Raw genomic sequence first — 25,979 nt, 5'->3', positions numbered from 1 at the left:
CACCAAATTTTATGGGCGGCCTCGTCGGCCGCGAGTGAATTGAGTGCGTAAACACTAACAGCAAGCAAACGCTGCCTGTCAAATCCGCTTTAATCGCTACCCGGCGCCGTGACTCCACAGCCCCACACCGCTATTTTCGCCTTGACCGCTTGCCAAGTCACGCAGGCCAGACGATAGTTTCCTTGGGTGGCGAGCGTTAACTGAGGGACAGACAAAAATACAGGAGAGTTCCATGATCAAGGCAATTCGTAACGGATGCTTGGTCGTCGCGATGGGGGGCAGCCTGGTCTTTCCCGCCATGGCAGCCGATCCGGAGGCCATCGTCGACTACCGCCAGGGGGTGATGAGCTCGCTGGGGGGTAATGCCGCGGCGTCGGCCGCCATCATCATGGACGGTGTCGACTTCCGCGACAACCTGGAGCAACACGCCCGGATACTGGCGGAGTTCACCCGCGATATCCCCGCCCTCTTCCCGGAGGGCTCAGACGTCGGCGACAACGACGCCCGCGAGGCGGTCTGGAGTGACCGCCAGACGTTCGAAGAGCGCGCTGCTGAGACCCGGGATGCCGCGGAGGCCTTCTACGCGGTGGTGCGCGAGGATGGCACTGACCGGGAGATCATGGCGGCCTTCCGCGATCTGGGCCAATCCTGTCGGGCCTGTCACGACGATTTCCGCGACTGAGGTCGGTCCCATGACCGGGCGCTGGCCCACAGCCGCCCTGGCCGCTGCGGCCGTCCTGGCGCTGACCGGGCCGGCCGCAGCGGAGGCACCCGGGGATGACCCGGTCACCCGCGGCGAGTATGTGATGCGGGCCGGGGGCTGCGTCTCCTGCCATACGCCCCGGGACGAGGACGCCGAGTTCCTCGCCGGGGGCCGGGCGCTGGAGACGCCCTTCGGCACCTTTTACGGGCCGAACATCACCCCCGATCCGGAGTACGGCTTGGGGGACTGGTCGCTGGATGACTTCATCGGCGCAATGACCGAAGGGCGCGCGCCCGACGGGCGTCACTACTACCCCGTATTCCCCTACACCAGCTACACCCGGATGCGGCGCCAGGATCTCGAGGACCTGTGGGCCTACCTCCAGTCACTGGAACCGGTCAGTCAACCCAACCGCCCCCACGAACTCCACTGGCACGTGCGCTGGCGCTTGCCCCTGGCCGGGTGGAAGTGGCTGAACTTCGAGCCGGGTGAATTCGAACCCGATCCGTCCCGCTCGGAGACCTGGAACCGGGGGGCGTACCTGGTCCATGCGCTGAGCCACTGCGCCGAGTGTCATACGCCGAGAACCCGCACCGGCGGCCTCGACCGCGACCGGTGGCTGGCGGGGGCCCGGGACGGCCCGGAGGGAGAGACCGCCCCCAATATCACCCCCCACCGCGAAACCGGGATCGGACGCTGGAGCGAACGCCACTTGGTCCGCTACCTGGATTTCGGCATGGACCCGGACGGCGACTTCGCCGGCGGCCTGATGGGGGAGTTCATCGACGAGTCCAGCAGCCATCTGAGCGATGACGACCGGCGGGCCATCGCCCATTACATCCTGTCGTTGGAGCCCATAGAACACGCCGTCGATTGATCCCGGTCGGCCCGGTACTGTCTTGATCTGCGTCAAGATGACGCACGGTTTGCCCTATACAGGCCAGTAGGCTGATCGATACTGATATAAAGACTCCCCGTTCCCCAGCCCCAATATCGGCCTAGCAGCAGGAGGTCACCATGCTCACCATCGACGACTGCCGGGAGCTCGCGGAGCTCACGGAGGAGGAGATCGACGCCATTTGCGAGCACGAGCACTGTTCGGAGATGCTGGCGATCGAACTGGGCAACTATCTGGTGCACTCACCGGAGGGCTGTCCACGCATCCGGCGGATGATCCTGGACGACATTGAACACGCCGAGGCCCGCGGCGATACCCGCCACGTGGTCAAGCTGAAACTAACCCTGAAACACTTCTGCGAAACCCACCCGGAGGCGGTGGACAAAGCGCTGGACCAATAAGCACGTTGAGGCGCCCGGTGCGGTCGTGGCCGGCCGCACCGCCCACCCGCGGTCCATTTCCGCTCAGGCCGAACTGCTGCAGAAGGCCTCGTAGTCCACATAACCTGGGAACGGACGCCCGGGGGCGCAAACGGGGCAATCGGGGTTGGCCTTCATCCGCAATTGCTGAAACTGCCCCCGCAGCGCATCGTAGTGCACCAGTCGACCGGACAGCGGCTCCCCCACACCCAGCAGGAGCTTGACCGCCTCCGTGGCCTGCAGCAGCCCAATCACCCCCGGTAGCACGCCCAGCACCCCGGCCTGGGCACAGGATGGGGCCAGCTCCGCCGGGGGCGGCTCCGGATAGAGGCAGCGGTAGCAGGGCCCGTCATCCACATTGAACACCGTGACCTGACCCTCGAACCGGTAGACCGCGCCGTAGACCAGCGGCAGGCCCAGTTTCACGCAGGCGTCATTGACCAGGTAGCGGGTGGGAAAGTTATCTGAGCCGTCGATCACCAAGTCGGCGCCGGCGAGCACGGCCTCGATGTTCTCGCTGTTCAGCCGGGCCTGGACGGCCTCCACGCGCACCTGGGGGTTAAGCGCGGCCACCGCCTGCCGCCCGGACTCCGTCTTGGGCTGGCCGACCCGGTCGTCGGTATGCAGGATCTGGCGCTGCAGGTTGCTGCGGTCCACCACGTCATGGTCGACCAGCACCAGGGTGCCCACCCCGGCCGCGGCCAGATAGAGCGCCGCCGGCGAACCCAGCCCTCCGGCCCCCACCAGCACCACCCGGCTCTCGCCCAGGCGCAGCTGCCCCGCCTCACCCACCTCGGGCATGCGCAGGTGGCGGGCGTAGCGGGCCCGCGAGGCGTCATCCAGCACCCGCGGCACCTCGAAGGGCAGGCCTTCGTCCTTCCAGCGGTTAAAGCCGCCGGCGATGTTGCGCACGTCGCGATAGCCCAGGCGACGCAGGTCGTCCGCCGCCAGCAGCGAGCGCTGTCCCACGGCGCACAGGGTAAGGATGGGCCGTTCCGGCTCGGGCACCGCCTCCTCGATGCGCAACTCCAGCCAGTTGCGGTCGATGCGCAGCGCGCCGGTGGGGCTGCCCTCTGCCACCTCCCCGGCCTCCCGCACATCCAGCAGCACTGCCCCCTGCGCCGCCAGCTTCTGCGCCTCCGCCGGTGTGACCTCCGGCACCTCCCGGCGAATCCGCGCCGAGAGGCGCTCCAGGGCGGAGGGCGCCCCGCCGGCCACCGCCGGCAACACGGTCAGCACATCGCCCGGCCGCAGCGGCGTCCTCTGCCCCGCCAGCTCCCGTACGTCCTGCTCACCCCGGAAAAGATTGACGAAGGCCCGCAACTCGCCGTCCGGATCCACCAGACGGGCGTGCAGCAGCGGGTAGTCGCGGGCCAGGGCCTCGAGCACCTCGCCCACGCTGGCGCCCGGGACGTGCAGTTCCGGCTGGTCCCCGGCGAAGGGCCGCAACGGCGCCGGCAGGCGCACGGTTACGCTGGTTTCAGACATAACGTTTCCTCGATGAAATGATCGCCACGCAGGCGCCAGCTCCGCAACTCGGTGATCGCACGCCCGTCCACAGCGGCGATCAGGTAGCTCCACCCCCGCCAGGCCTGCTCACGGTCGGTCCCGGAGGGTCGCGCCCCGCCGTCCGGGTGGGTGTGCCAGACGCCCAGGATATCCAGGCCCAGGCGGTGGGCGGCGCGGTCCCAGCGCAGGAAATCGCGGGCGTGGACCAGGTAGCGGTCCGCCCGGCGGGCCGCCACATTGCGGCAGAGCACCAGCCGCCGGACCCGACCGTCACAGCCCAGCATGAGCCCACAGGCCTCCTCCGGCCAGCGCGCCAGGCCCAACCGCGCGAGCCGGTCGCGCTCGCGGGCGGGCAGGGTCAGGGCGTGTGGGGACAATGGCGCCATCATGACTTCATGGTAACTTAGTCAGGTATCGTTTGGCCCCTACCCCACTGGCCGTGGAGAGAACCCGACCCCGTGACCCAGACCGTACTGCTCGTTGGCACCCAAAAGGGCCTGTTCCGGCTGGAGGACACCCCTGACCGGACCGGTTGGGAGCTGGCCGGGCCGCTGATCGCCGGATACGAGGTGCTGCACGCCTGGCTGGACCCGCGCGACCCGCAGCGGGGGCTGGCGGCGGTGGACCACCCCGTGTGGGGCGCGCATATCTACCGCACCGACGATGCCGGCCACCGCTGGGAACCGCTCGCCGGCGTGCCCCTGCACCGCCCCGGGCTGTGGCCCAAGCGGATGAAGGCGGTCTGGCACCTGGCGCCGGGACCGGCCGAGGCCCCGGGGACGGTCTACGCCGGCACCGATCCGGCCGGCCTGTTCCGCAGCGATGATTACGGCCAGAGCTGGACGCCTGTGGCGTCACTCAACGAACACCCCACGCGGGACACTTGGGAGCCGGCCCGCGGTGGCTTTTCGTTGCATTCCATCCTGATCGACCCGCAATCGCCGCAACGCCTCTACGTAAGCATCTCGGCCGGGGGAGTCTTCCGCAGCGACGACGGCGGGCGAAGCTGGCGCCCCTGCAACGAGGGGGTCCGCGCCGAGAACCTGCCCGGCCGCTGCGCCGTGACCGGCCACAACGTGCACCGCACGGTGCTCTGTCCGCGCCGGCCGGAGCGGCTCTACCGGCAGTGTTACAACGGCGTCTACCGCAGCGACGACCGGGGCGGGCACTGGACGGAGATCTCCTCCGGACTGCCCAGCGATTTCGGCTACGCCCTGGCCACCCCGCCGCAGGATCCGGACACGGTGTACGTCATCCCCATTGAGAGCAACCACCTGCGGACCTGCTGCGACGGCCGCCTGCGCGTCTACCGCAGCCGTGACGGTGGCCGACACTGGGCGCCCCTGACCCGGGGATTGCCGCAACGCCACGCCTACGTCACCGTCCTGCGCGAGGCCATGGCCCAGGACGGTGCCGATCCGGCGGGGCTGTACTTTGGCACCTCCAGCGGCCACCTGTTCGCCAGCCGCGACGGCGGCGAGCACTGGGAGACGGTGGCGGAGTTCCTGCCCCGGGTGCTCTCAGTGCAGGCCGCCCGCTGTTACTAACCTTTCGGAAGGTTGGTAACGCCCGTTGGCGGGGCCTACTCCTCGCCACCCAGCCGGCGTAGCAGCCGCTCCTGGTAAGCACGCTCCACCGCGACCAGGCCGCCGCCCCGCCCGCGGCCCCGGCGCTGCTCCAGCCGGGCCCGAAGCAGCGCCAGGCGCTTCTCCGCCTCAGTGCGCTGGCGGCGCTGGATGGCGGTGTCGTCGTCGAGCCCGGCCAGCAGCGCCTCAAGGGACTCCACCTCGCGCTGATCCTGCAGTTCCGGCGGCAGGCAGTTGGCATTCTTGAGGATTCGGTACGCCGTCCGCAACTCCTCCGGCACCATACTGTCGTCATCGAGTGCCAGCGGCTTGCCGGCTCCGGGCAGATCGTCCAGCTCGCCCTGTTCCAGGGCCTCCCTGATCCGGGCATCGGCCAACTCATCCAGAAACTTCATCTCGCCCCTCCTGCCAGAAGGCCTGCACCTCCTCCAGCGACCCGGTGCGCCTCATGGGCGGCAGACTCCGCAGGAAGACCTTCCCGTAGCCCCGGCGGGTGAGCCGCGGATCGGCGATCACCAGCACACCGCAGTCATCCGCATCGCGAATCAGCCGCCCCACCCCTTGCTTCAGTGTAATCACCGCATGCGGCAACTGCAGGTGGCGGAAGGCGGAAATCCCCTCGGCCTCCGCCGCCTGAATCCGGGCCTGCAGCACCGGGTCGGCGGGTGAGGCGAAAGGCAGCCGGTCGATGATCAGGGTCGAGAGCGCGGCGCCGCGCACATCCACCCCCTCCCAAAAGCTGGCTGTGCCCAGCAGCACGGCGTCCCCGGCCCGTCGGAACCGGGCCAGCAGCTCGTGCTGGGCCGCCGCCCCCTGGACCAGCAGCGGGCGGTCCAGGGTGCCGGCAAGGGACTCGGCGGCCCGGCGCAGCACCCGGTAGCTGGTGAACAGCAGGAAGGCCCCGCCCGGGGCCGCGGTGATCACCGGCCGCGCCATCGCCACCAGACGCTCGGCATAATCCGGTGCGTCCGGGTCGGGGAGATTGTCGGGCAGGTAGAGCAGCGCCCGCCGGGCGTAGTCGAAGGGGCTGTCCAGACAGAGGGTGCGCGGTGCCTCCAGGCCCAGACGATCGGCGAAATGGGAGAAATCGCCCTTCATGGCCAGGGTGGCGGAGGTGAAGACCCAGGCGGCGGGGGCCGCGGCACGGCGGTTGCGGAAGGGACCGGAGACATCCAGCGGCGTGAGCCGCAACCAGAACCCCGAGCCCTGGGTCTCGAACCAGGGCACCCCATCACCGCTCCCGGGCTCATTGAAGCGACACAGTGCCTGGTGGAGCGCCTCCGCCCGTTGCTGGCACCGGGCCAGGCCAAGCCCGCGCTCGGAGAGCGGCGCCAGGGCCAGGGCCAGGTCGTGCAGTGCCCCCTTGAGTGCGGTCACCGCCCGGCGCAGCTCCGCAGCGGGGGGCTGCGGCCAGGCGGCCCGCTGATCGCCCTCACCGAGTGCGTCGCGCAGCGAATCGGCAGCGGCGGTCACCGCGGCCACCCGCTCCGGAAAACCGGGCTGATCCCCGGCCTCGCGCCCGTAGTCCTCCAGGCAGTCCCGGGCCAGGTCCCGCAGTTGTCGGGCGCTGAGGCCCAGGCCGAAAAAACGCGCCGCCGTCTCCGGCAGCTGGTGGGCCTCGTCCAGGATCCAGGCCTCCGCCTCCGGCACCACCTCGCCCCAGCCCGATTCACGCAGGGCCCAGTCCGCCAGCAGCAGGTGGTGGTTGATCACCACCAGGTCGGCCTCCTGCGCCCGGCGCCGGGCCTCGTAGAAGTGGCATTCGGAAAAGCGGGGGCACTGTCCGCCCAGGCAGTTCTCGGCGGTCGCGGTGATTCGGGGGCGCACATCGGGGCGCCGGGCGGCCGGCGGCGCCTCGGCCAGGTCACCGGAGTCGGTGGTGGCCGCCCACCCCGCCACCTGCTCCAAGGCATCCTGCTGTGCCGTGCTCAGCCCCGGCGTCCCCTCGCGCGCTGCGCCCAACCGCTGCAGGCAGAGGTAATTGCCCCGCCCTTTGAGCAGCGCGGCACGCAATGGGACACCCAGGGCGTCGCGCACCAGGGGCAGGTCGCGGTGGAAGAGTTGGTCCTGCAGTGTCCGGGTACCGGTGGAGATCACCACCCGCCGACCGGAGAGCAGCGCAGGCACCAGGTAGGCGAAGGTCTTGCCGGTGCCGGTACCGGCCTCGACCACCAGCGTGGCGCTGTCCGCCAGCGCCTCGGCGACCGCCGCGGCCATGCCCTGCTGAGCCTCCCGGGGTTGAAAGCCGAGTATCCGCGCGGCCAGCGCCCCGTCGGCGCCCAGCACCTCCAGGGCCACCTCCGGCAAGGGGGCGTCCCCGGCGGTCAAATGGCCTCCGCCTGGCGACGCGCCTCCTGGGCACCCTCCTCGTCACCCTGCTCGATGCGGCTGGCCTCTATGATCCGCCAGTTACGCTGCTGCAGCGCCCGGTCACCTTCCGCCAAGCGGATGGAGCGGCGCGCCATTTGCTCCGCCTGGGCGTAGTCGCCCTGTTGGAAGCGCACGACCGCCAGGTTCTGCCATAGCGGGGCCAGGTTGGGGCTGATCCGCACCGCGCGCTCCAGGTAGGCGGCCGCCAGGTCGTACTCCCCCGCATCGGCGGCCTGCCGGGCATCCGCCACCAGCTCCAGGACCGCATCGGGAATGCGCGCGCGCTCCGGTTCGCGTTCGCGCTCCGGTTCCGCCACCGGGGCCTCCTCCTCTGGCTCCGGGGCCTCGGCCGGTTCCACCGGCTCCGGCCGTCGGTCCTCTGGGGGCAGCACAGCACATGCGCCCAGGGTCAGTGGCAGGAGCAGGGCCAGCAGTCTTAATGTGGTGGTCATGGGTCGTCATCCCCCGGTTCCGGGTCATAAGGTATGGGGCGCAACGCCACCGCGGCTCAGCGCCGGAAGACGCGATCCCAGAAGCCCCGTCGGTCGTCGTCGTCCGGCTCGCGGGCACAGACCACCGACTCCGCCGGCAGGTGCCCGCTGATATAGGGCAGCGCCACCGCCCCGTCACAGTCCGGGCCACTGCGCCGCCCGGTCCGGTAATCGATCCAGGCCTCCTCCACGCCAGCGGGGGGCAGGCGGTTCAGGCGGCGGAAGCTCAATGCCTGAAACTGCTCGCCCCAGACGGGCATCGCCCCGCCACTGCCGGTGAGCCCGATCGGTTGATTGTCGTCCCGCCCCAACCAGACCACCGAGAGCAGATCCCCGGAGTAGCCCGCGTACCACGCGTCCCGGTAATCGTCGGTGGTTCCGGTCTTGCCCGCAAGGCCGTGGGTGTCGCCCAACCAGGACCGCAACCCGCGCGCGGTGCCCCGCGCCACCACCTGCTCCAGGGCATGCTGCAACAGGTAACTGCTGGCCGGATCGACCGCCTGTTCGGTGGCCAGGGGATAGCGGGAGAGCAGCTCGCCGTCGCTGTCGGTGACCGCCCGCACCGCCCGCAGCGGGGTCCGGAAGCCCTCGGCGGCGATGGTCTGATAGACCTGCGCCATCTCCAACACGCTGTGTTCGCTGGCACCCAGCACGAACGAGGGGTACAGGGTGTTGGGGACGCGGCCGCCCAGGTCAGCCCAGGTGCGGGCCACCCGGCGCAGGCCCAGCCCCTGGCTGAGACGCACCGTGGGCACGTTGAGCGAGTCGGACAGCGCCTCCCATAACGGCACCTCACCCCGGTGATCGCCATCGTAATTGCGCGGCGTCCAGGGCTCGCCCTCGCGATCCCGGAGGGTGACCGGCTCGTCGCTGAGCACGGTCCCCAGGGCGTACTGCCCCGGTTCCCGCAGGGCCGCCAGATAGACCGCCGGCTTGACCAGTGAGCCGATGGGGCGGCGGGCATCCAGGGCCCGGTTGAAGCCGGCGTAGCGGTAGTCCGCGCCCCCGACCACGGCCTTGACCTCGCCATCCTCCACCGAGACCGACACCAGCGCCGCCTGCAATCCTTCCGCACCGAATGCGGCCAGGCGGCTGTCCACCGCCCGCTCCGCGGCACGCTGGACCCGCGGCGCCAGCGTGGTGTGTACATGCAGCCCCTCGCTGATCAGGTCCTCCCGGCGGTAATCCCGTTGCAGGTGGCGGCGCACCAGGTCCATGAAGGCGGGATAACGCCCTTGGTGGCGCTGACCGTCGGCCACGACCCCCAGATCCTCCGCCATGGCCTCCCGCGCCTCGTCCCCCGGGATAATGCCGTGACGCGCCATCAACGTGAGCACCAGATTCCGTCGCTCCCGCGCCCGCTCCGGGTGGCGGCGCGGGTTATAGTGCGAGGGTCCGCGCACCATCCCCACCAGCGTGGCCTGCTGGGCGAGGCTGAGCTCATCCAGGGGACGCCCGAAGTAGAACTCGGCACCCAATCCGAAACCGTGGACGCCCCGCCCGCCGCGCTGCCCGAGAAAGACCTCGTTAAAGTAGGCCTCCAGGATCTCGTCCTTCTCGTAGTAATGCTCCAGGAGCAGCGCCATCACCGCCTCGGTGAACTTGCGCCGCAGGGTCTGATCGGCACTGAGGTAGAAGTTTTTGACCAGCTGCTGGGTCAGGGTGCTGCCCCCCTGCACCACCCGGCCGGCCCGCAGATTGGCCAGGGCGGCCCGGGCGATGCCGGTGAGGGAGAGGCCGTGGTGGTCGAAGAACTTGCGGTCCTCCACCACCAGCAGGGCCCGGACCAGGGTCTCCGGCACCTGCTCGAGCCGGACCAGCAAGCGGTCCTCCTGATGGGGCGCGTGCAGGCTGCCGACCACCGCCGGCTCCAGACGCGCCAGACCGACCCGCTCCCGGTCATCCAACCCCGTCACCGAGGCCAGCTGCCCCCCATCGAAGGCCAGGCGCAGGCTACGGGCCGGCTCCTCACCGTCGGGGTGGGCAAAGCCGCGCGTACTCAGGTGGAAAACCGCGCCGTTTCGGCTCCAACTCCCCGGTTGGCGCCCCGACGTCGTCTGCCGGTAGCCCAGCTCCTCAAGCTCCACCTGCAGCTCCACCGGCGACAGGGCCTTGCCGGCGTAAAGCTCCAGGGGGCGGGCGTAGACCCGGGCCGGGACCGCCCACCGGCCGCCCTCAAAATGCTGGCGCAGCTCCGGCTCCAGCGACTTGGCGTACAAGGCCAGCAGGCCCACCGCCACCAGGGCGACCGTGACCAGCAGGCCCAGCAGACGCGCGCCCCAGCGCTTCAAACGCCCGGGGCGCCCCCGCCCGGTGGCCCTGCGCCGGCTCTGACGTGATCGCTTCACCATCGGTCACCCGGGGCCGCCCCCCGACCTGCCACACGGCACCGCGCCGGCCGGACCACCGGGACGCACCGATCCTCGCGGACCGCGCCGGGAGCACGACGGTTACTCAGACACTCGGCTATCACAGATGGGGGCCTGACTCGTGGACTGTCTCAATCGGCCGGAGATTATACCATCGCTTACCCACCCGATACGGGCTTGACCGGTGGCCATTGCCGGCAATGCGGAACCGCCGTGGCAGGCCCGCCGGGGCTTTCCCTGCCGCCCCGGTGGCTTTACCCTTTGCCCTGCCAACGTATTAATCCACCTGCGCCGGCCGTTGGGCTCAAGTTTTCCCACCCACCGCCGTCATCTACGGGCAAGGTATTACAACCACAACAAACAACGACGACGACGACGGGACCAGGGGGAGCCGACCATGGCTTCGGTAGTCAAGGACAACGAAGAGCGCACGCCTTCCGTGACCATGAACCATTTCTCGGTCATCCAGCAGATCGCCGAGCGCACCAGCGGCGTGGGTGTGGAGGCGGTGGACATTGTCAACCACATCGAACACGTCGCCCAACTGTTCCGGCGCCAGGCGGCCATATTCTCCGACCTGGTGGGCACCGCGCGGCGCATGAGCGAGGCCAACGACACCGTCGACCAAGCCGCCCGCCGCGCCCACGACGTGGCGGCCAGCGCCGGCAAGGACGTGGAGCGCTCACGCGCAACCATCACCCACTCGCTGGAGCAGATCCGCGGGCTGGCCGAGTCGGTCACCCATATCGAAGGCCAGTTGAGCAGCCTCAACGAGGCGCTGCAGGGCGTGGCCCAGGTGGCCAATGAGATCAGCACCATTGCCAAGCAAACCAATCTGCTCGCCCTCAACGCCACCATCGAAGCCACCCGCGCCGGCGAGGTGGGCCGCGGTTTCGCCGTGGTGGCGGAGCACGTCAAGGAGCTGGCCAAGCAAACGGCGGATGCCACCTCCGAGATCCATCAGATCCTGGAGGAGTTGACCAACATCATCGAGCGGCTGATCCGGCGCGGTGCCGAGAGCACGGAGAAGGCCCAGGCGGTGCGTGAGGGCACCCACGCCATCCAGGAGATCATGGAGACGGTGGGCAGCGCCATGCAGGACGTGGACACCGAGTCCGGGCGCATCCATGAGTCCGTCGGCGAGATCGACCAGCACTGCCGCAGGACGGTGGGAGGGCTCGAGGAGCTCACCAGCGAGGTCCGGCACGCCAACGATGCATTGGAGGAGGCTGAGGCACGGACGGAGAAGCTGCGTCATTACACCGAGCTACTGATCCGCGAAACGGCCGTGGAGGGCGTGGAGACCATCGACACGCCCTATATCCGCTTGGCCGAGCAACTGGCCGCGGACACCGCCGCCGCCTTCGAGGAGGGCCTGAAGCGCGGCAGTGTCAACGAACAGGCGCTGTTCGATCAGAACTACCAGCGCGAGGCCGACACCGCGCCACCCCGTTTCACCGCCGCCAACTCCGAGTTCTGTGACCGGGTGCTGCCGGCCATCCAGGAACCGGCCCTGCAGCGCCAGCGCCGGGTGCTGTCCGCCTTCGTCTGCGACCTGGGCGGGTATGTGCCGGCACAAAGCCGTGAGGCCGCCCGCGCCCCGTCAGCGGACGACAGCGCCGAACTACCGCGGTTTCATCGGCGACGGCTGGACAGCCGCGAGACCCGTGCCGCGACCCGCAACCGCGAGCGTTTCCTGCTGCAGACCTACCGCCTGAATCTGGGCGAAGGGCACCATGCCCTGGTCAAAGAGGTCTCGGTGCCCATCAAGGTGGGCGGGCGGCACTGGGGGTGTCAGCGGCTGATCTACGCGGCGGACTGAGTCAGGGGGGGCAGCAACGCAATGTTTTTCTTCAAGCGCAAGGCCAAGGACCAGCCGGCCGGTGGACAGCGGGCGCCGGCGGTCACTGACGAGGATCTGAAGTACCAGGAGATCCTCAAGCAGACCTCCCTGCACACCAGTGAGCTGGGCCTGGAGGCCTCCGACGTCACCGGGCACGTGGACGGGATCAAAGAGCAGACCCGCCGCGAGGTGGCGCTGTTCGAGGAACTGCGCGACTCCGCCCAGCGCATGTCCGAGGCCAACAAGGTGGTGGACTCGGCCGCACGCAACGCCCAGCACGTCTCCGGCGCCGCCCGCGCCGACATGAGCCGGTCCGACGAGACCATCCAGAAGGCCCTGGGCGACATCCGCGACCTGAGCCAATCGGTGCACGACATCGAATCCGAATTGGGCGGGCTCAACGACGCCATGGTGCGGGTGAGCAAGGTGGCCAAGGGCATCGGCTCCATCGCCAAGCAGACCAATCTGCTGGCCCTCAACGCCACCATCGAGGCGGCCCGCGCGGGCGAGGCCGGACAGGGGTTCGCCGTGGTGGCCGAGGAGGTGAAATCCCTGGCCGGACAGACCCATGACGCCACCTCCGATATCGACCGCACGCTGCACGAACTCACCGAGCAGACCCGCGGACTGATCGACACCGGCGGCAAGAGCACCGAGCGGGCGAAGCAGGTGGAGAAGGGCACCAACGCCATGCAGGAGGTGCTGGATGCCGTGGCCCGGGCGATGGGTGACGTGGACAACGAGTCGGCACGGATCGCCTCCGCCGTACAGGAGATCGATCGCTACAGCGACCAGACCCTGGACGGCCTGAACGAGATGGCGGATGACGTCACCGGCTCGCTGCGGAAGCTGGAGGACGCCGGCAGCCGCCTGAACCAGTTGCTCAGTTTCGTCGAGGAGTTGATGAACCTGGCCAACGCCAGTGACGTGGAGACCGAGGACACCCCCTATATCCGTGTCGCCACGGAGACGGCCGCCCAGGTCAGCCGGGCCTTCGAGGCGGCGATCCGCAGCGGCGAGATCACCGAGGCGGACCTGTTCGACGAGGATTACGTCCCGATCCCGAACACCGACCCGCAGCAGTACACCACCCGCTTCGTGGAGTTCACCGACCGCGTGCTGCCGCCCATCCAGGAGCCGGTCCTAGAATCGGATCCGGCCATCGGCGGGGCCTGCGCCATCGACCGCAACGGCTACATCCCCACCCACAACCTGCACGTCTCCAAGCCGCAACGGCCGGGGCAGCGGGAGTGGAACAACGCCAACAGCCGCAACCGGCGGTTGTGGAAGGACCGCACCGGCCAGACCGCCGCCAAGAACCAGCGTCCCTGGTTACTCCAGACCTACCGCCGCGACATGGGCGGCGGCAAGTTCGTGCTCATGCGCGACTGCTCGGCGCCGATCACGGTCAATGGTCGCCACTGGGGCGCAATGCGGATACTCTACAAGCTCTGATCCGCGACACGGCGCTATAAATCCTGATCCTCTGGCTGCTGCTCGGCCCCAAGGGCTGAATCCGGCCGGAAGACCACCCGGTAGAGGGCCTCATTGGCGACCGCGTGGGCCGTGGCCAGCGGGATAAAGGGCACCACCACCGGCCCGCTGGCGAGCTGCAACCGCAGCGTGGCCAGCCCGCGGCGCCGCTGCACCCAGCTCTGCTGCACCGTCACCGCCTGGACCTTCTCCAGCGGGAACAGGGTGGTGCGCCGGCCCAGCAGCCCCCGCCGGACGCAGAGGAAGCGCCCCGCCCGGCGCCAGGCGACGGCGCGCCAGCGCAGCCAGGCCACCGGCCAGGCCAGCACCAGGGCCAGCGCCACCAGGGCCAGCCAGCCGGGGAAGCCGGTGAGTGTCAGCAGCACCAGGGCCAACGCGGTGGCGCCGGCCACCAGCCGCAACGCCAGCACCCGGCGGTAGAGCCGGTGGACCCGCTGGTAGCCCGCCTCGAAGGCGCCCCCGGCCGGCGCCCCAGTGCCGCCCCGGCCCGCCGCGTCCGCACCCAGACCCGACCAGAACACCTCGCTCAGGGCGCGTCCCTCCCGGCGACTCAACCCTGGCACCAGGAAACGCTGACCCGCGGTATCCGGTCCGCCGGGTAGGGCCCCGTACTGGTGACAGACCAGGTAACCGCAGCGCAGCAGCCGGCCCGCCGCCGTCTGCACCCACTCCAGGGACTGCAGCTTCGCCGCCGTGAGGGTCTGTTGGCGACGGGTGAACAGACCGCTGTACTGGAGGTAGCGGCCGCCCTCGCGCACCAGGGTGAAGCCGAAAAAGCGCAGCCAGACCACAGCCACCGAGACGCACACCAGGAGCAACAGCAGGGCCGTCACCGTCAGCACCAGGGCCAACACCGGCGACTCGGCGGCAGCCTCCAGCCAGGGCAGTCCGGCCAGCAGCTCTGGGTTGCGCAGGGCCAGGCGTTCCAACGGCTGCACCACCGGCGCCAACAGCGCGGCGATGACGTAGGCATGATTGCTGGCAAGGCCGTGCAGGGTGAGGCCACGGGGGCCGATCCGGAACAACGTCTCCGTCGACGCCTCCGACGGGGGCTGCCCCGCCTCCGCCCCGGTCGCACCCTCCACGGCGGGCCCCGGCCGGCCCCGTTCCAACCGTTCCTGCAGCGCCTCCGCCACCGCCCGGCGGATGCCCGGCAGCTCCACCTCGGCGGTGGCCCCGCCCGGTGTGTCCAGGCTGAAGCGGACCACATCAAAGGGGCGCATGTAGACCGGCTGCTCCAACGCCATATGCTGGACCCGCTCGGCGCTCACCTTCACCTCGCGCCGCTCCAGCACGCCGCGCTGCACCACCAGCACATCGCCGTCCATGCGAAAGCGGAACCGCCGGTAATAGAGCAGACTGATCAGCGCGGCGATCAGGCCCACCAAGGCCAGGCCCAGGCCCAGCTCGCGCAGGCCCACCTGCTCCAGCAGGGCCGCGCCGGCACCGGCACCGACCACCAGCGGCAGATTCTCGCGGACGAAACGGAACAGCCCGCCCAGGAACAGGATCGCAAGCGCCCAGGGCGACAGGCGCTGCCACTGCCCCACCGGGGGGCCCTCCAACTCAGCGGCCATCCGCCTCCCCTGTCTCCCCGTTGGCCGGCGGCGCCGCGGCGCCCTGGATGCGGTCCAGCAGGTACTGACGCAGGCGCTCGGCCCGGTCCCGCTCCAGGCCCTGGATGACCAGGTCGCCCCCGGCGCCACCAGCGGTGAAACAGGTCAGGCGGACCAGGCCGAAGGCCCGCTCCACCGGGTTGCTTGCGGTCTCCACATGCTGGATGCGGACAAAGGGCAGCACCGTGGTCCGCTGGACCAGCAGGCCGCTCTGGTAGGTCACGTCCTGCTCGCGCACGGCCCAGGCGCGGCGGCGCGCCTCCAGCCAGGCCAGGACCGGCGAGACCACCAGCAGCAACCCCACACCGGCCAGCAGCACCGGCCGCATGGCCAGGGGCATGCCGGTCATCACCGGCAGCAACCACGCCAGGAAGGCCAGTGGCAACAGGCTGAGAAACCGGCTGATAAGCTGGTAGGGCGCAAATCGGGGCGAGACCGGCTGGAGGGACTGTGCCTCCAGGGCAGGCAGCCGCTGCGGGTCCACCGGTGCATTGGATAGGGCCATGATTACCTCGGGGCCGTCGGTGTGGGCCCAGTATCTCAGATGACCCGACCCCGGTGTCAGTCCCGCCGGGTATTGGCCGATGGCAGGGTGATCACGGCCTCCAGCCCCGCGCCGGTATTGCGCAGCGCCAGCTCACCACCGTGGGCGCGGGCGATGTTGCGGGCAATCCCCAACCCCAGCCCGGTGCCTCCGGTGGCCGCGCTACGCGAGGCCTCCAGCCGATAGTAGGGGTCGAAGATCCGTTCCAGGTCCGCCTCCGGGATACCCGGACCGCGGTCCCGGATGCTCACCCGAACACCCGTCCCGTCCGCGCTGACCCGCACCTGGGCCCGTTCCCCGTAGCGCACGGCGTTGTCGATCAGGTTGCCCAGGCACCGCTTCAGGGCCAACGGCTCGCCCAGGGTCCAGGCGCTGTCCGGCCCGGTGAGCGCCACCTCGCCGCCGACCTCGGCGGTCTCGTGGACGAGTGCCCGCAGCAGGGGCATCAGATCGAGCGGTTCCGGGTCCTGCACCGGGGTGTCGCCGCGCATGAAATCGAGGGTGGAATGGACCAGCTGCTCCATCTCCGCCAGGTCGCGCTGGAAGCGCTCGCGCAGGGCCTCGTCGGGCAGCATCTCTGCACGCAGGCGCAACCGGGTGATGGGGGTTTTCAGGTCGTGGGAGACCGCCTCGAGCATCCGGCCCCGCTGGGCCAGGTTGTCCCGCAGACGCTGCTGCATGGCGTTGAAGGCGCGGGTGGCCTGTCGGACCTCCCGGCTGCCCTGCTCCGGCAGCGGCGGGTGATTCAGGTCGCGCCCCAGGTTCTCGGCGGCCCGGGCGAGGGTGCGCAGCGGGCCGGTCAGGCCGCGCACCGCCAGCCCGGCAATCACCAGCACGGAGAGGGTGAAGACACCCAGCGCGGCCAGCAGCCGCTGCGGCCAGCTCAGCGCATCGGCCGGCACCGGTTGGCGCAGCGTCAGGACACTGCCATCGTCCAGGTGGGCCTGGACCACGACCAGGCGCAGGGCCCCGGCGTGGTGATGCTGGTGGCGCCGTTGCATCTCGGTATAGCGACCGCCCTGCTCTTCCGGCGCCTCCACCCAGACCTGGAACGGGCGGTCCGCCGTCATCCGCTCACCCAGCACCTGCTCCAGCCGGCGGGCGGCATAGCTCTCCGGCGGATCATCGCGCCAGGGTTGGTCCAGGCTGGGTCGCAGCATGCCCCGGCCCCGCAACCGGTCACGCCGGTCATCAGCGGCCAGGGTCTCCAGTTCGTCCAGGCTGCCAGCCAGGCGCTCGGCCAGCCCGGAGACCACCACCCCCAGGGTCATGCGGCTGCGGTCCTGCCAGAGGATCCAGCCCGCCGCCAGCTGGGCCGCCAGCAGCCCGCCCAGCATGAGGACCAGCAAACGACCCATCAGGGTCTGGGGCCAGAGGCGCATCAGGCCACCCGCTCCACGTCGCAGGCCATCAGATAGCCCTCGTTGCGCAGGGTGCGGATAATGCGCTGCTCCCGGGCATCGTCCCCGAGCAGCCGGCGCAGCCGGCTGACCTGCACATCGATGCTGCGGTCGTAGGGGCTGGCATCGCGGCCGCGGGTGATGTCCATGATCCGGTCCCGGCTCAGCGGTCGCCCCGGCCGGGCGGCGAGGGCCTGTAACAGCCGGGTGTCCGCCCCGCCGAGGGTATGCACCTGGCCGTCCGGGCCGGCAAGGGTGTGGGCGGCCGGGTCCAGCAGCCAGCCGGCGAACCGGTACCGGACGCGCTCCCCGGCGGTGCCGGCCGGGTCGTCCTGCCGGGCCGGGGGCATGCGACTGCGACGCAGTAGGCCGCGGATGCGGGCCAGCAGCTCGCGGGGGTTGAAGGGTTTGGGCAGGTAGTCGTCGGCACCGAGCTCCAGACCGACGATGCGATCTGTCTCCTCGCCCCGCGCGGTCAGCATAATCACTGGCAGGGTACGCCAAGGGGCATCGGCGGCGCGTAGCTGCCCGCAGAGCTCCAGGCCGTCATCCCCGGGCAGCATCAGATCGAGGATCAGCAGGTCCACCGGGCCGGCCTCCAGGGCCGGCCAGAGCGCCGTCCCATCAGGCACAGCGCGGGCCTCCAGTCCATTCTGGCCCAGATAGTCGACCAGCAGTTCCCGCAAGCCGGGATCATCGTCCACGATCAGTATGTTCGCCTGCATGCGATTCGCTGCTCCTTTGTTGCCGGCTGCCCGCCCGCCGGGAACGCCGCCACGGGGGGACTGTCCCTTGTATACCACCCTCGCGAAAGCCGGGGTGTAAGCGCTTGTGACGCCGCATCGGGCACCGGTTACGTTCCGTTACAAACCATGGCCCCGCGGAAACAGGGCGCTTACCTGCCTATGGTGTGATGAAGGCGTGGCAGGACAAACCGCCTGCCAGCCACGACACACTGATCGAGAGGACAACGCCATGACACGCAAACAGACCCGACCGATGACCCGCATGTTAACCGGTATCACCCTGGCCACGCTGCTCGCCGGGACCGCCGTAACCGGCTACAGCCTGGCCCAGGAGACCCAGCGCGGTGAGGGCCAGCGCGGCGAGCGCGGTGGCATGATGATGGAACGTGGCGAAGGGCGCCACGGCATGATGAAGGGCCACAAGCACGGCGGTGACTACGGTGAGCGCATGGAGGCGCACCGCGAGCGGATGGCCGAGCGCCTGAACCTGGACGACGAGCAACGGGCCTTGTGGGACGAATTTCACCAGCACATGGGCCCGCGCCACGACCATGAGCAGCGCCGCGGGGCCATGCGCGAGATGATGGAGGACGACTTCACCGGGCGGCTCGAGCGGATGGAGCGCTGGTCTGCGGAGCACGCGGAACGGATGCGCGAGGCGCGGCGGGCCGGTGAGCGCCTGTACCAGTCCCTGGACGCCGAGCAACGGCAGATGCTGGACGAAGCGCCTCGCGAGATGGGGGAGCGTATGCGCGACTCCCGTGAGGAGCGCCGTGGGGAGACCCGTGAGGACCGGCGTGGGGAACGCGGCGAGGGCCAGCGCCGGGACGACGGCCAGCGTGGAGGCCAGGGCCAAGGTCAGCGCCAAGGCGGCTACTAAGGGCTCACCACCCACCATGGCCGGTGGGCCGGGATGGTCCACCGGCCGACCGGCGCCCCAGCCGGCCCGGTCACGAAACTGTCATCTCTTTGTCCTACCATCCGCTGCGTCGCCGGCCCGGGCCCCTCCGGGCCGGCGGCCCCGAACCGCCAGCGGAGTCTTGATGAAGCCCTTCTCAACCCTGCTTTACGGCCTGCTGCTGAACCCCGTGCGCACCCTTCGCCGGGGGGGCGAGGCACCGCCACCGTCCTGGCAACGGTCCCTCTTCCAGTTGATCCTCCCCTGGATCGGCTTCAGTGTCTTCACCAGTCAGACCCTTTACCAGATCATCCCCACCGGTCTGCCGCCGGAAGGGGTGCCGCACCCGATCGGCTTCGGCATCTACAGCTTCATCATCCTCACCATTGCCTGTCTGGGCCTAGCCGGGGCGGCCCATTGGCTTGCTGAATTATTCCAGGGCCGGAGTGATTTCGAGCGGGCCTTGCAGGCGGTCGGTTACGCGATGATCCCGGCCTGGGTAGGCAATATTGCGGCCGCCTTCCCATGGCCCTACGGCAACGGTATTGGTCTGGCGCTCATCGTCTACAGCCTGATCCTCCTGCTGCCCGCCTTCGCCATCGTGCTGGGGATCCGCCGGGGTAACCGGCTGGGCCACTACGTGGCCACCCTGATCTGCGCCGCGCTGATCACCTTCGTCCTGGGGTGGCTGCTGATCGACCTGATCCCGGGTGCCAAACCAGAGGTCCGGTTCGGCACCACGTGGCTGATCTGAGCCGATGGGCGGCCCCGACGCCCACTCCCACCCCAGCGCAGGCGCACGCGAGTGATTGACGGCATCGAACCGCTCGCCCTAGCATAGGAACGGCCAAGGATTGAATGGACTTGCACTGCCACGGAGCCGGCATGCCAATAGACAACGGACTGTACCTCGCCCTCTCGCGCCCCGGCGCGGCAGAGGCCGACCTGCCCCGGGTCACCGGGTTCACCCTGGATGAGCACCTCTCCCGGCCCTTCACGCTGACCCTGGACCTGGTCCACCCCTCGCCCGATCTCGCCCCCGACGACTGGCTTGAGCAGGGCCTGGCACTGGCCATCCATCAGGCCGGCCGCGTCACCCGCCGGGTCCACGGCGTGGTCACCGAGTTCCAGCGCGGCCGCACCGGCGCCCGGCGCACCGCCTACCAACTGGTCGTCCGCCCCGCCCTCTGGCGCCTTGCCCTGCGCCGCAACGCCCGCATCTTCCAGCACGCCTGCCCGCTGGATGTCCTCCACACCCTGCTTTCGGAACATGGCATCACCGACGCCGCCTTCGCCGTCCGCCACCGCCCCGAGCCCCGCGAGTACCTGGTGCAGTACCGGGAGAGCGACCTGGCCTTTGTCCAGCGGCTTGCCGCCGAGTTGGGCATCGTCTACTTCCACGAGTTCGACGACACCCCCGAGGGCGGCCACCGCCCGGTGTTCACCGATACCCACCGGGGGCTGGGGCAGGCGGGCGAATGGGCCTACCGCCCCCGCGCCGGCGGCGTGGCCGAGGCCCGCCATGTGCACACCCTGCGCGAGGCCCACCGGGTGCGCGCGCAGCGCGCCACCCTGGAGGATCGCCATTTCCGCACCCCCCGGCGGCGGCTGATCCACGCGCAGGCGGTGGATGGGGCAGCCGGGCATGATGGCGCCGAGTCGGGGGCCACCCCCTACGAGCACTACGACCACCCCGGCCGGTTCAAGAGCGAGACCAGCGGCCGGGCCTTCACCCGGGTCCGGCTCGGCCAGTTGCGCGCCGACGCCCACACCGCCGAGGCCGAAAGCGATATTGCCGAGCTGCGCCCCGGCGTGCGCTTCACCCTCGATGGCCACGACGCCGGCGAACGGCGCCGCGACTGGCAGGTGGTCGGCGCCCTTCATACCGCCCGGCAGCCCGCCGCGCTGGAAGAGGACGCGATCCTGCTGGCCGACGAGGACGAGGCAGGCGTGGCCCGGCTGAACAACCGGCTCACCCTCGTGCCCGCCGACACCGACTGGCGCCCGCCCCACGACCCGGGCGCCGGCCCGCGGATGGAGGGCCCGCAGATCGCCCGGGTGGTGGGCCCCGAGGGGGAGGCGATCCATTGCGATGAGCACGGCCGGGTCAAGGTCCGTTTCCCCTGGGACCGCTACGCCGCCGACGACGAGCACGCCAGCGCCTGGCTGCGCGTCGCCCAGCCCTGGGCCGGGCCCGGCTACGGCGGGCTGTTCCTGCCCCGGGTGGGCCATGCGGTGATTGTCGACTTCATGGCCGGCGACCCGGACCAGCCGGTGATCACCGGCCGGGTCTACGATGGCCACAACACCCCGCCCTATCCGCTGCCCGAGCACAAGACCCGCAGCGTGCTGCGCAGTCGCAGCCACGGCGGCGAGGGCTACAACGAACTGCACTTCGAGGACGCCCACGACGCCGAGCGCATCCACCTGCACGCCCAGCGCGATCTCGACCTGCACACCCGCAACGACCGCTCCGAGACCATCGGCCGGCACAGCCACCTGGGCGTCCACGGCGACCGGCTCGCGGAGATCCACGGCGACGAGCACCTCACCGTGCAGGGCGAGCGGCGCGAGCGCACCGGTGGGGATCAGCATCTCAGCGTGGAGGGCACGCTCCATCAATACCAAGGCGAGTGCCTTTTGGTGGAGGCTGGGCACGAGATCCACCATGCCGCCGGGGTCAAGCTGATCCTGGAGGCCGGTGCCGAGATCACCCTCCGGGCCGGCGGCAGCTTCATCAAGCTCGACCCCTCCGGCATCACCCTCAGCGGCCCCGGCATCCGTATAAACTCCGGAGGCAGCCCGGGCTCGGGGAGTGCACAGCGGGCCCAGACGCCCGCACGGCCGGGGCACGTGCCGGCCGAACCGCCCCCACGAGTCGTAAAGGGCGTTGGCCCGGACCCCGAGCGCTATGCACGCAGCGAGGCCGCCCGCATTCAATTGTGTGGCAAGGACACGGAGTCCGGTAACTGTTCCAGGGAGGAATGCCCGTGCACGAGTGGCTGACCCGGATTGGTGAGCGAAGCCACACCGTCGAAGGCCCCGGCGATGGCGCCGACGGGGAATGGGTGGGGCTGATCATCGACCCCCACCGCATCCCGGAAGAGGCCCTTGCCCTCTACACCCTTGATGGCGCTACCGACATCGTTCCCCTGTTCGCGGGGACGGAACTCCGTTCATTGTCAGCTTACGGGCCCTGGGCCGCGCGGCTCACACCGGGCAGCCCCGCGTTCGAACAGGCCGAAATGCTTTGCCGCGAGCTGGCGCTGGGCTGGATGTGCCGGCCGCCCGGCGGTGCCCTGGAGCCCTTCGTCGAGCAGATGCAGCGGCTTGCCGTGATGGACGACGCCGACGGAGGGCAGTCGCTGGTACAGGTGCAGCAACCGGAGGCCTGGACCGCCCTCCTGGCCAGCGCGCCGCGCACCCATTTTGACCTGTGGCTGCAGGTACTCGGACCGGTCTATACACCGACGCCCACCGCCGGTTGGCGCTGCTGGGTCGGGGCCGAGCCGCGCGGGCCGACCAGCCCACCGTTTCTCGATCACAACCAGTGCCGGGCGCTGGACGACGCCCCGCTGGCATGGTGGCTTGGGCAGGACCTTGGAATTCCGCTGGAGGCCGTCCCGCCCGACATGCTTGAGCAGCTCCGAACCCTTCGTGAGGCGGGCATTCACCTCCCCGACGAGTGGCGCCGCCGATTGGCGAAACCCGGCGGCGCGAAGGATCAGACAGCCCGTTCCAAACCGGGTGCCGCGGGCAGGGAGGCCGGCACATGACCGACTCCATCGCCCCCCAGGTCTGGCCCGCGGGACCGCGCGGCCGCGACGATGACCTCTTCCACGAAGACCCGCGCCCCCTGTGCGCAACGTTCCTGTGGGCGGACATCGTCTATCTCACCGGCTCCGGCGAGTTCTGGCTGCTCAACGCCACAGCCGCCGCCGCGATGCACCACGCGGCCGACAAGCTGGCCGACATCGCCGCCGTGGACGACCGCGACGAGCGCAACCGGCGGCTGTCCGAGGAGGCGGGCGTGCTGGACAGCTTCCTGCCAGCGCATCCGGTCAGTTTCCTGGGGGAAGCGGACCGCCAACGGTTCGCGCAGACCCTCCAGCAGCTCGCCGCCCTTCAGGACGAGGCCCCGGACACGCTGCTGCAACGGGTGGTGGACGGCGTGCCTTTCCAGGGCACCACCAGCGTGAGCACCTCGCAATCCTGGTCCGGCGATCATTCAATGCCTTCGGCCGTACCGACCCAATGCCCGGAACCGGCACGCATCCACGAGAGCAACGACCATCTCGACGCACTTCAGGCCCTTTATCAACGCGGCCTGGACAAGGCCGAGAAGGCCGGCTATGTCGTCGATAGCGCCCTGGTCCACGGCGACAGCGAGGCGCGCATCCGCGAGGCGCTGCAGCGCTATCACCGGCGGCGGGAGCTTGCTTTCCAGGGTGCTCGGTCCCACCTGGAACAGGGTCAGGGCCTGCCACCGACGCGGCCGCTCCATAAGATCCTGGAGCAATACCGCCGGCATGTGGCGCTCTGCGACCAGGACCCGGTACCAGAGGCCGTCGAACGCTGCGAGATCGCCTCCGTGATCGAGCACTACATCCCGCAACTGGAGCAGGACTACCGCCACTACATCGACAGTCTCATCGAGCTGGCCGGGCTGGGCGTGGCCACCCCCGAGCTGGCGCTGGCTGAGGACCCGGACGCCGGCTTCGCCGACGGCGTGGACTACGTGGCCCGCTACTTCGCGACCCTGGACGAACTCGACGCCTTGCGCGAGGACGTGGACACGCGGCTCAGGGAGTGGGAACAGGGCACGGGCCGGGCCACCCCGCTGCCCATCTTCCTGTTCACCGACGAGCAGGCGCGGTTCGACCGGCTGCGCGAGCGCATGGACCGCCTCTACCGCACGGCCCGGCGCCGGGTGGACCGCACGCGCCCGAGGCGCGTCCTGCACTGGGACCTGGGCCCCGACGACATCCGCGACCCCGAACCCTACCGCCCGCCCCCGATCCACCGGCTGGTGCGCGCCGACTTCCCCCTGCGCGAGTTCAGCGGCCCCGGTCGGCAGCGCACCCTCGATCACCTGAGCCTGCACCAGCTGGGCGAGACCCGCCCCCACTACGCCCGCCAGCGCGATGCCGCCATCGCGCACGACAGCCGCACGGTCACCGAGCCCCGCTCCCTGCCCGACACGGCACTGACCGGGTGGCTCACCCGACGCGGCTGCCGGCGGCTCGACTGGAACCCCGACTGGCACAGCGAGCCGCTCGGGCTGTTCGAGCCGGAACGCTTCTTCCACGACCTCGACCACCAGGGCCTGGTCATCGACCGCCTTGCCGACGACAGCGCCCGGGAGGAGTGGGGCCGGCGCCTGCGCCGGATCCTGTTCGCCGACCCGCTCAACCACCCCATGCGCCTGTTCGATGCCAGTGGCCCGGCGCAGCTCCTGCGCCTGCTGGCCGGCGCATACGCCGAGCCCGACCGGCGCGACCGGGCGCTGTCCGGGGAGGCACCCCTGTGGCTGCGCCGGCCCGGACCCGTGGCGCAGGCCGAACCGGAGACAGCCGCTTCCGGAACCGGTGCCCGCATCGGCCTGACCGCCCGCTACCAGGACACCGCCGGCATCGACACCGGGGGCAACGCCGGCGGCCGGACGGTCAGTGTGGCCCCCAGCCTCGCTCTCGACGAGCTGGGCATCACCGCCACCGTGGCCCCGCGGGCAGGACGGCTCGCGGGTCGTGTTGCGATTGCGCGGCCAGCACGCCTTCGACTTCGGCCGTGGCGAGATCGCCCTCGCGCCCATCCAGCTGCCCGATCCCGCCAAGGCGGAGCCGGTCATCGTCCCCTTCGGCCTTGATGCCGATCACCCCGATGCCCGCTCCATCGGCCGCTACTGCCTGCACATCGAGCCCGTGCTCCACGGCCATGCCGCCGTCTCCGTGGCGCTGGGCGGCGGCGTCGGGCTCGACACCGCCGGGGGCCGTCTCGCCGTCAACGGCCTCGCCCCCGTGGAGCGCGACGGCGTCGATGCCCGACTGGAGGCCTTCGCCGGCACCGGACTGGCCGGCCACAACCACTGCCGTCTGCTCTGGCAGCCGCCGGCGAACCTGCTCGCGCGCCTGCCGCGCTACCAGGCCATGGCCGAGATCGACCGCGCGGGCTACGCCCGGGACGAGGCCCGCCAGTGGAAAACCCTGACCGCCGCCGAGATCAACCCCGAGGTGCGCGTCGGCGTCGGCGGCGAGGCCGCCTTCCGGCTCGGCCTGCACAACGGCCGCTTCGTGCTGCACGCCTCCCTGCGCCTGGTGCTCGGCGTCGGCGGCGGGGGCAGCGTGCGCCTGGCGCTTGACCCCCGCCACCTCGACCTCTGGCTCGCCATGATGCACCAGGCGCTGGTGGAGGTCGGCTACGAGCGCGTCGACTGGATCGACGAAGACGCCTTCGAGGAGATGAGCCGCCTGGCCTATCTCGCCGCCATCACCCTGGTCGAACCCGCCCTGCTCCTGCTGCGCGGCACCCACCGACTGCGCCAGATGATCGAGTGGTTTACCCGGGACCGGGACATGGCCAGCCGGATCGCCTACACCATCGTCAACGACCCGCAACGGGACGCCATTGCCGCCTGGGTGCGCCAGCTACCGCCCGAGGCCCTGGGGCCGCTGTTATACACCCTGACCAGTCGGCCGCAGGCGTTCGAGGTGGAAGGCGACCAATACAACGCGGAACAAGCACGAGAATTCCACCAACGGGCCATCCTCAATTGCCTGCAATGGATCGTCTCTGGCGCCCAGAATGGCGTTTACGGGCCGCGGCGCGAGTTCTCGGCCGAGCAGCCCAACCCGGCGCAGAAATTGTTCGAGAAGGCCGTGGTGCGCATGGGCCGAGATGGACAGCCTACCGACGAATCCAGGGCCGATGCTTATGCGGAAAACCGCAAGCGTCTGGATGACTTTATGCCTGGAGCCTCACCGACCAGCCGCGTCGGCGCGATCGGCGAACGGTATGAGCGTGCGGTAAGAACCCTCTCCCGACACATTACCCCGCTGAACTGAGTTTTACAGTGGGACCGTATTTTGAATTGCGC

At 70.1% G+C, this 25,979-nt stretch carries 20 protein-coding genes and 1 pseudogene; 11 read left to right on the top strand and 10 right to left on the bottom strand.

The genetic code is table 11. The features are described 5' to 3' along the window. Positions 1-232 precede the first annotated feature (232 nt). From MLG_RS05935 to MLG_RS05925, 3 genes are all read left to right on the top strand, one after another. On the top strand, positions 233-682 hold the full coding sequence (locus MLG_RS05935) for a c-type cytochrome (RefSeq protein ID WP_011628907.1): 450 nt from the start codon (positions 233-235) through the stop codon (positions 680-682). A gap of 10 nt (positions 683-692) precedes the next feature. Continuing rightward, complete coding sequence (locus MLG_RS05930) at positions 693-1,580, top strand: c-type cytochrome (RefSeq protein ID WP_011628906.1); 888 nt, start codon at positions 693-695, stop codon at positions 1,578-1,580. A gap of 140 nt (positions 1,581-1,720) precedes the next feature. Further along, positions 1,721-2,002, top strand: coding sequence for a hypothetical protein (locus MLG_RS05925; RefSeq protein ID WP_011628905.1), 282 nt, complete (start codon positions 1,721-1,723; stop codon positions 2,000-2,002). 63 nt (positions 2,003-2,065) lie between these two features. On the opposite strand, the gene moeB is transcribed toward MLG_RS05925, so the two are convergent. Further along, a complete protein-coding gene (gene moeB / locus MLG_RS05920) occupies positions 2,066-3,508 on the bottom strand; it encodes a molybdopterin-synthase adenylyltransferase MoeB (protein WP_011628904.1) in 1,443 nt (480 codons plus the stop codon). After that, on the bottom strand, positions 3,490-3,906 hold the full coding sequence (locus tag MLG_RS05915; RefSeq protein ID WP_198003250.1) for a M67 family metallopeptidase: 417 nt from the start codon (positions 3,904-3,906) through the stop codon (positions 3,490-3,492). The genes moeB and MLG_RS05915 overlap by 19 nt, the downstream gene beginning before the upstream one ends. Before the next feature lie 81 nt (positions 3,907-3,987). Here MLG_RS05915 and MLG_RS05910 point away from each other — a divergent pair, with 81 nt between their 5' ends. Beyond that, positions 3,988-5,076, top strand: a complete 1,089-nt coding sequence (locus MLG_RS05910) for a hypothetical protein (protein WP_011628902.1) — start codon at positions 3,988-3,990, stop codon at positions 5,074-5,076. A 35-nt stretch (positions 5,077-5,111) separates the two neighbouring features. On the opposite strand, the gene MLG_RS05905 is transcribed toward MLG_RS05910, so the two are convergent. Genes MLG_RS05905 through mrcB form a run of 4 tightly spaced genes read right to left on the bottom strand, consistent with a single transcriptional unit; the run spans position 5,112 to position 10,267 of the window. Beyond that, positions 5,112-5,510, bottom strand: a complete 399-nt coding sequence (locus MLG_RS05905; RefSeq protein ID WP_011628901.1) for a DnaJ family domain-containing protein — start codon at positions 5,508-5,510, stop codon at positions 5,112-5,114. Next, positions 5,494-7,443, bottom strand: coding sequence for an ATP-dependent DNA helicase (locus MLG_RS05900; RefSeq protein WP_011628900.1), 1,950 nt, complete (start codon positions 7,441-7,443; stop codon positions 5,494-5,496). Before MLG_RS05900 ends, MLG_RS05905 begins: the two co-directional genes overlap by 17 nt. Next, positions 7,440-7,937 carry a tetratricopeptide repeat protein gene (locus tag MLG_RS05895; protein WP_011628899.1) on the bottom strand — a complete coding sequence of 166 codons (498 nt, stop codon included), beginning with the start codon at positions 7,935-7,937 and terminating at the stop codon, positions 7,440-7,442. The genes MLG_RS05900 and MLG_RS05895 overlap by 4 nt, the downstream gene beginning before the upstream one ends. A gap of 56 nt (positions 7,938-7,993) precedes the next feature. Then, the gene (gene mrcB / locus MLG_RS05890) at positions 7,994-10,267 is read right to left on the bottom strand and encodes a penicillin-binding protein 1B (protein WP_198003249.1); all 2,274 of its coding nucleotides are present in this window, start codon (positions 10,265-10,267) and stop codon (positions 7,994-7,996) included. Positions 10,268-10,742: 475 nt separating this feature from the next. Here mrcB and MLG_RS05885 point away from each other — a divergent pair, with 475 nt between their 5' ends. After that, the gene (locus MLG_RS05885) at positions 10,743-12,167 is read left to right on the top strand and encodes a methyl-accepting chemotaxis protein (RefSeq protein ID WP_011628897.1); all 1,425 of its coding nucleotides are present in this window, start codon (positions 10,743-10,745) and stop codon (positions 12,165-12,167) included. Between the two features lie 21 nt (positions 12,168-12,188). After that, the gene (locus tag MLG_RS05880; RefSeq protein ID WP_011628896.1) at positions 12,189-13,643 is read left to right on the top strand and encodes a methyl-accepting chemotaxis protein; all 1,455 of its coding nucleotides are present in this window, start codon (positions 12,189-12,191) and stop codon (positions 13,641-13,643) included. A gap of 14 nt (positions 13,644-13,657) precedes the next feature. Here MLG_RS05880 and MLG_RS05875 read toward each other — a convergent pair whose 3' ends face one another. From MLG_RS05875 to MLG_RS05860, 4 genes are read right to left on the bottom strand one after another with little or no spacing between them, the layout of a single operon-like run. After that, a complete protein-coding gene (locus MLG_RS05875; protein WP_011628895.1) occupies positions 13,658-15,259 on the bottom strand; it encodes a PH domain-containing protein in 1,602 nt (533 codons plus the stop codon). Further along, complete coding sequence (locus MLG_RS05870) at positions 15,249-15,803, bottom strand: PH domain-containing protein (protein ID WP_011628894.1); 555 nt, start codon at positions 15,801-15,803, stop codon at positions 15,249-15,251. Before MLG_RS05870 ends, MLG_RS05875 begins: the two co-directional genes overlap by 11 nt. A gap of 56 nt (positions 15,804-15,859) precedes the next feature. After that, on the bottom strand, positions 15,860-17,224 hold the full coding sequence (locus MLG_RS05865) for an ATP-binding protein (RefSeq protein ID WP_011628893.1): 1,365 nt from the start codon (positions 17,222-17,224) through the stop codon (positions 15,860-15,862). Beyond that, on the bottom strand, positions 17,224-17,967 hold the full coding sequence (locus MLG_RS05860) for a response regulator (RefSeq protein ID WP_011628892.1): 744 nt from the start codon (positions 17,965-17,967) through the stop codon (positions 17,224-17,226). Before MLG_RS05860 ends, MLG_RS05865 begins: the two co-directional genes overlap by 1 nt. A gap of 250 nt (positions 17,968-18,217) precedes the next feature. Here MLG_RS05860 and MLG_RS05855 point away from each other — a divergent pair, with 250 nt between their 5' ends. The 5 genes and pseudogenes from MLG_RS05855 (at position 18,218) to MLG_RS15930 (ending at position 25,947) form a co-directional block, all read left to right on the top strand. After that, positions 18,218-18,868 (top strand): Spy/CpxP family protein refolding chaperone, encoded by a 651-nt coding sequence (locus tag MLG_RS05855; protein ID WP_041717935.1) that lies wholly within the window; start codon positions 18,218-18,220, stop codon positions 18,866-18,868. Positions 18,869-19,031: 163 nt separating this feature from the next. Next, positions 19,032-19,640 carry a Yip1 family protein gene (locus tag MLG_RS05850; RefSeq protein ID WP_011628890.1) on the top strand — a complete coding sequence of 203 codons (609 nt, stop codon included), beginning with the start codon at positions 19,032-19,034 and terminating at the stop codon, positions 19,638-19,640. A gap of 131 nt (positions 19,641-19,771) precedes the next feature. After that, on the top strand, positions 19,772-21,892 hold the full coding sequence (locus MLG_RS05845) for a type VI secretion system Vgr family protein (RefSeq protein WP_011628889.1): 2,121 nt from the start codon (positions 19,772-19,774) through the stop codon (positions 21,890-21,892). Continuing rightward, positions 21,871-22,662, top strand: coding sequence for a DUF4123 domain-containing protein (locus MLG_RS05840; RefSeq protein WP_011628888.1), 792 nt, complete (start codon positions 21,871-21,873; stop codon positions 22,660-22,662). Before MLG_RS05845 ends, MLG_RS05840 begins: the two co-directional genes overlap by 22 nt. After that, positions 22,659-25,947 (top strand): annotated as a pseudogene (locus tag MLG_RS15930) (hypothetical protein). The gene MLG_RS05840 and the pseudogene MLG_RS15930 overlap by 4 nt, the downstream one beginning before the upstream one ends. The last annotated feature ends 32 nt before the right edge of the window (positions 25,948-25,979 follow it).

It is taken from the genome of Alkalilimnicola ehrlichii MLHE-1 (genome assembly GCF_000014785.1).
GTDB classification, from domain to species: Bacteria; Pseudomonadota; Gammaproteobacteria; order Nitrococcales; family Halorhodospiraceae; genus Alkalilimnicola; species Alkalilimnicola ehrlichii.
The sequence above is the reverse complement of the archived record's forward strand: the minus strand, read 5'-3'. Positions and strand labels throughout refer to the sequence as shown.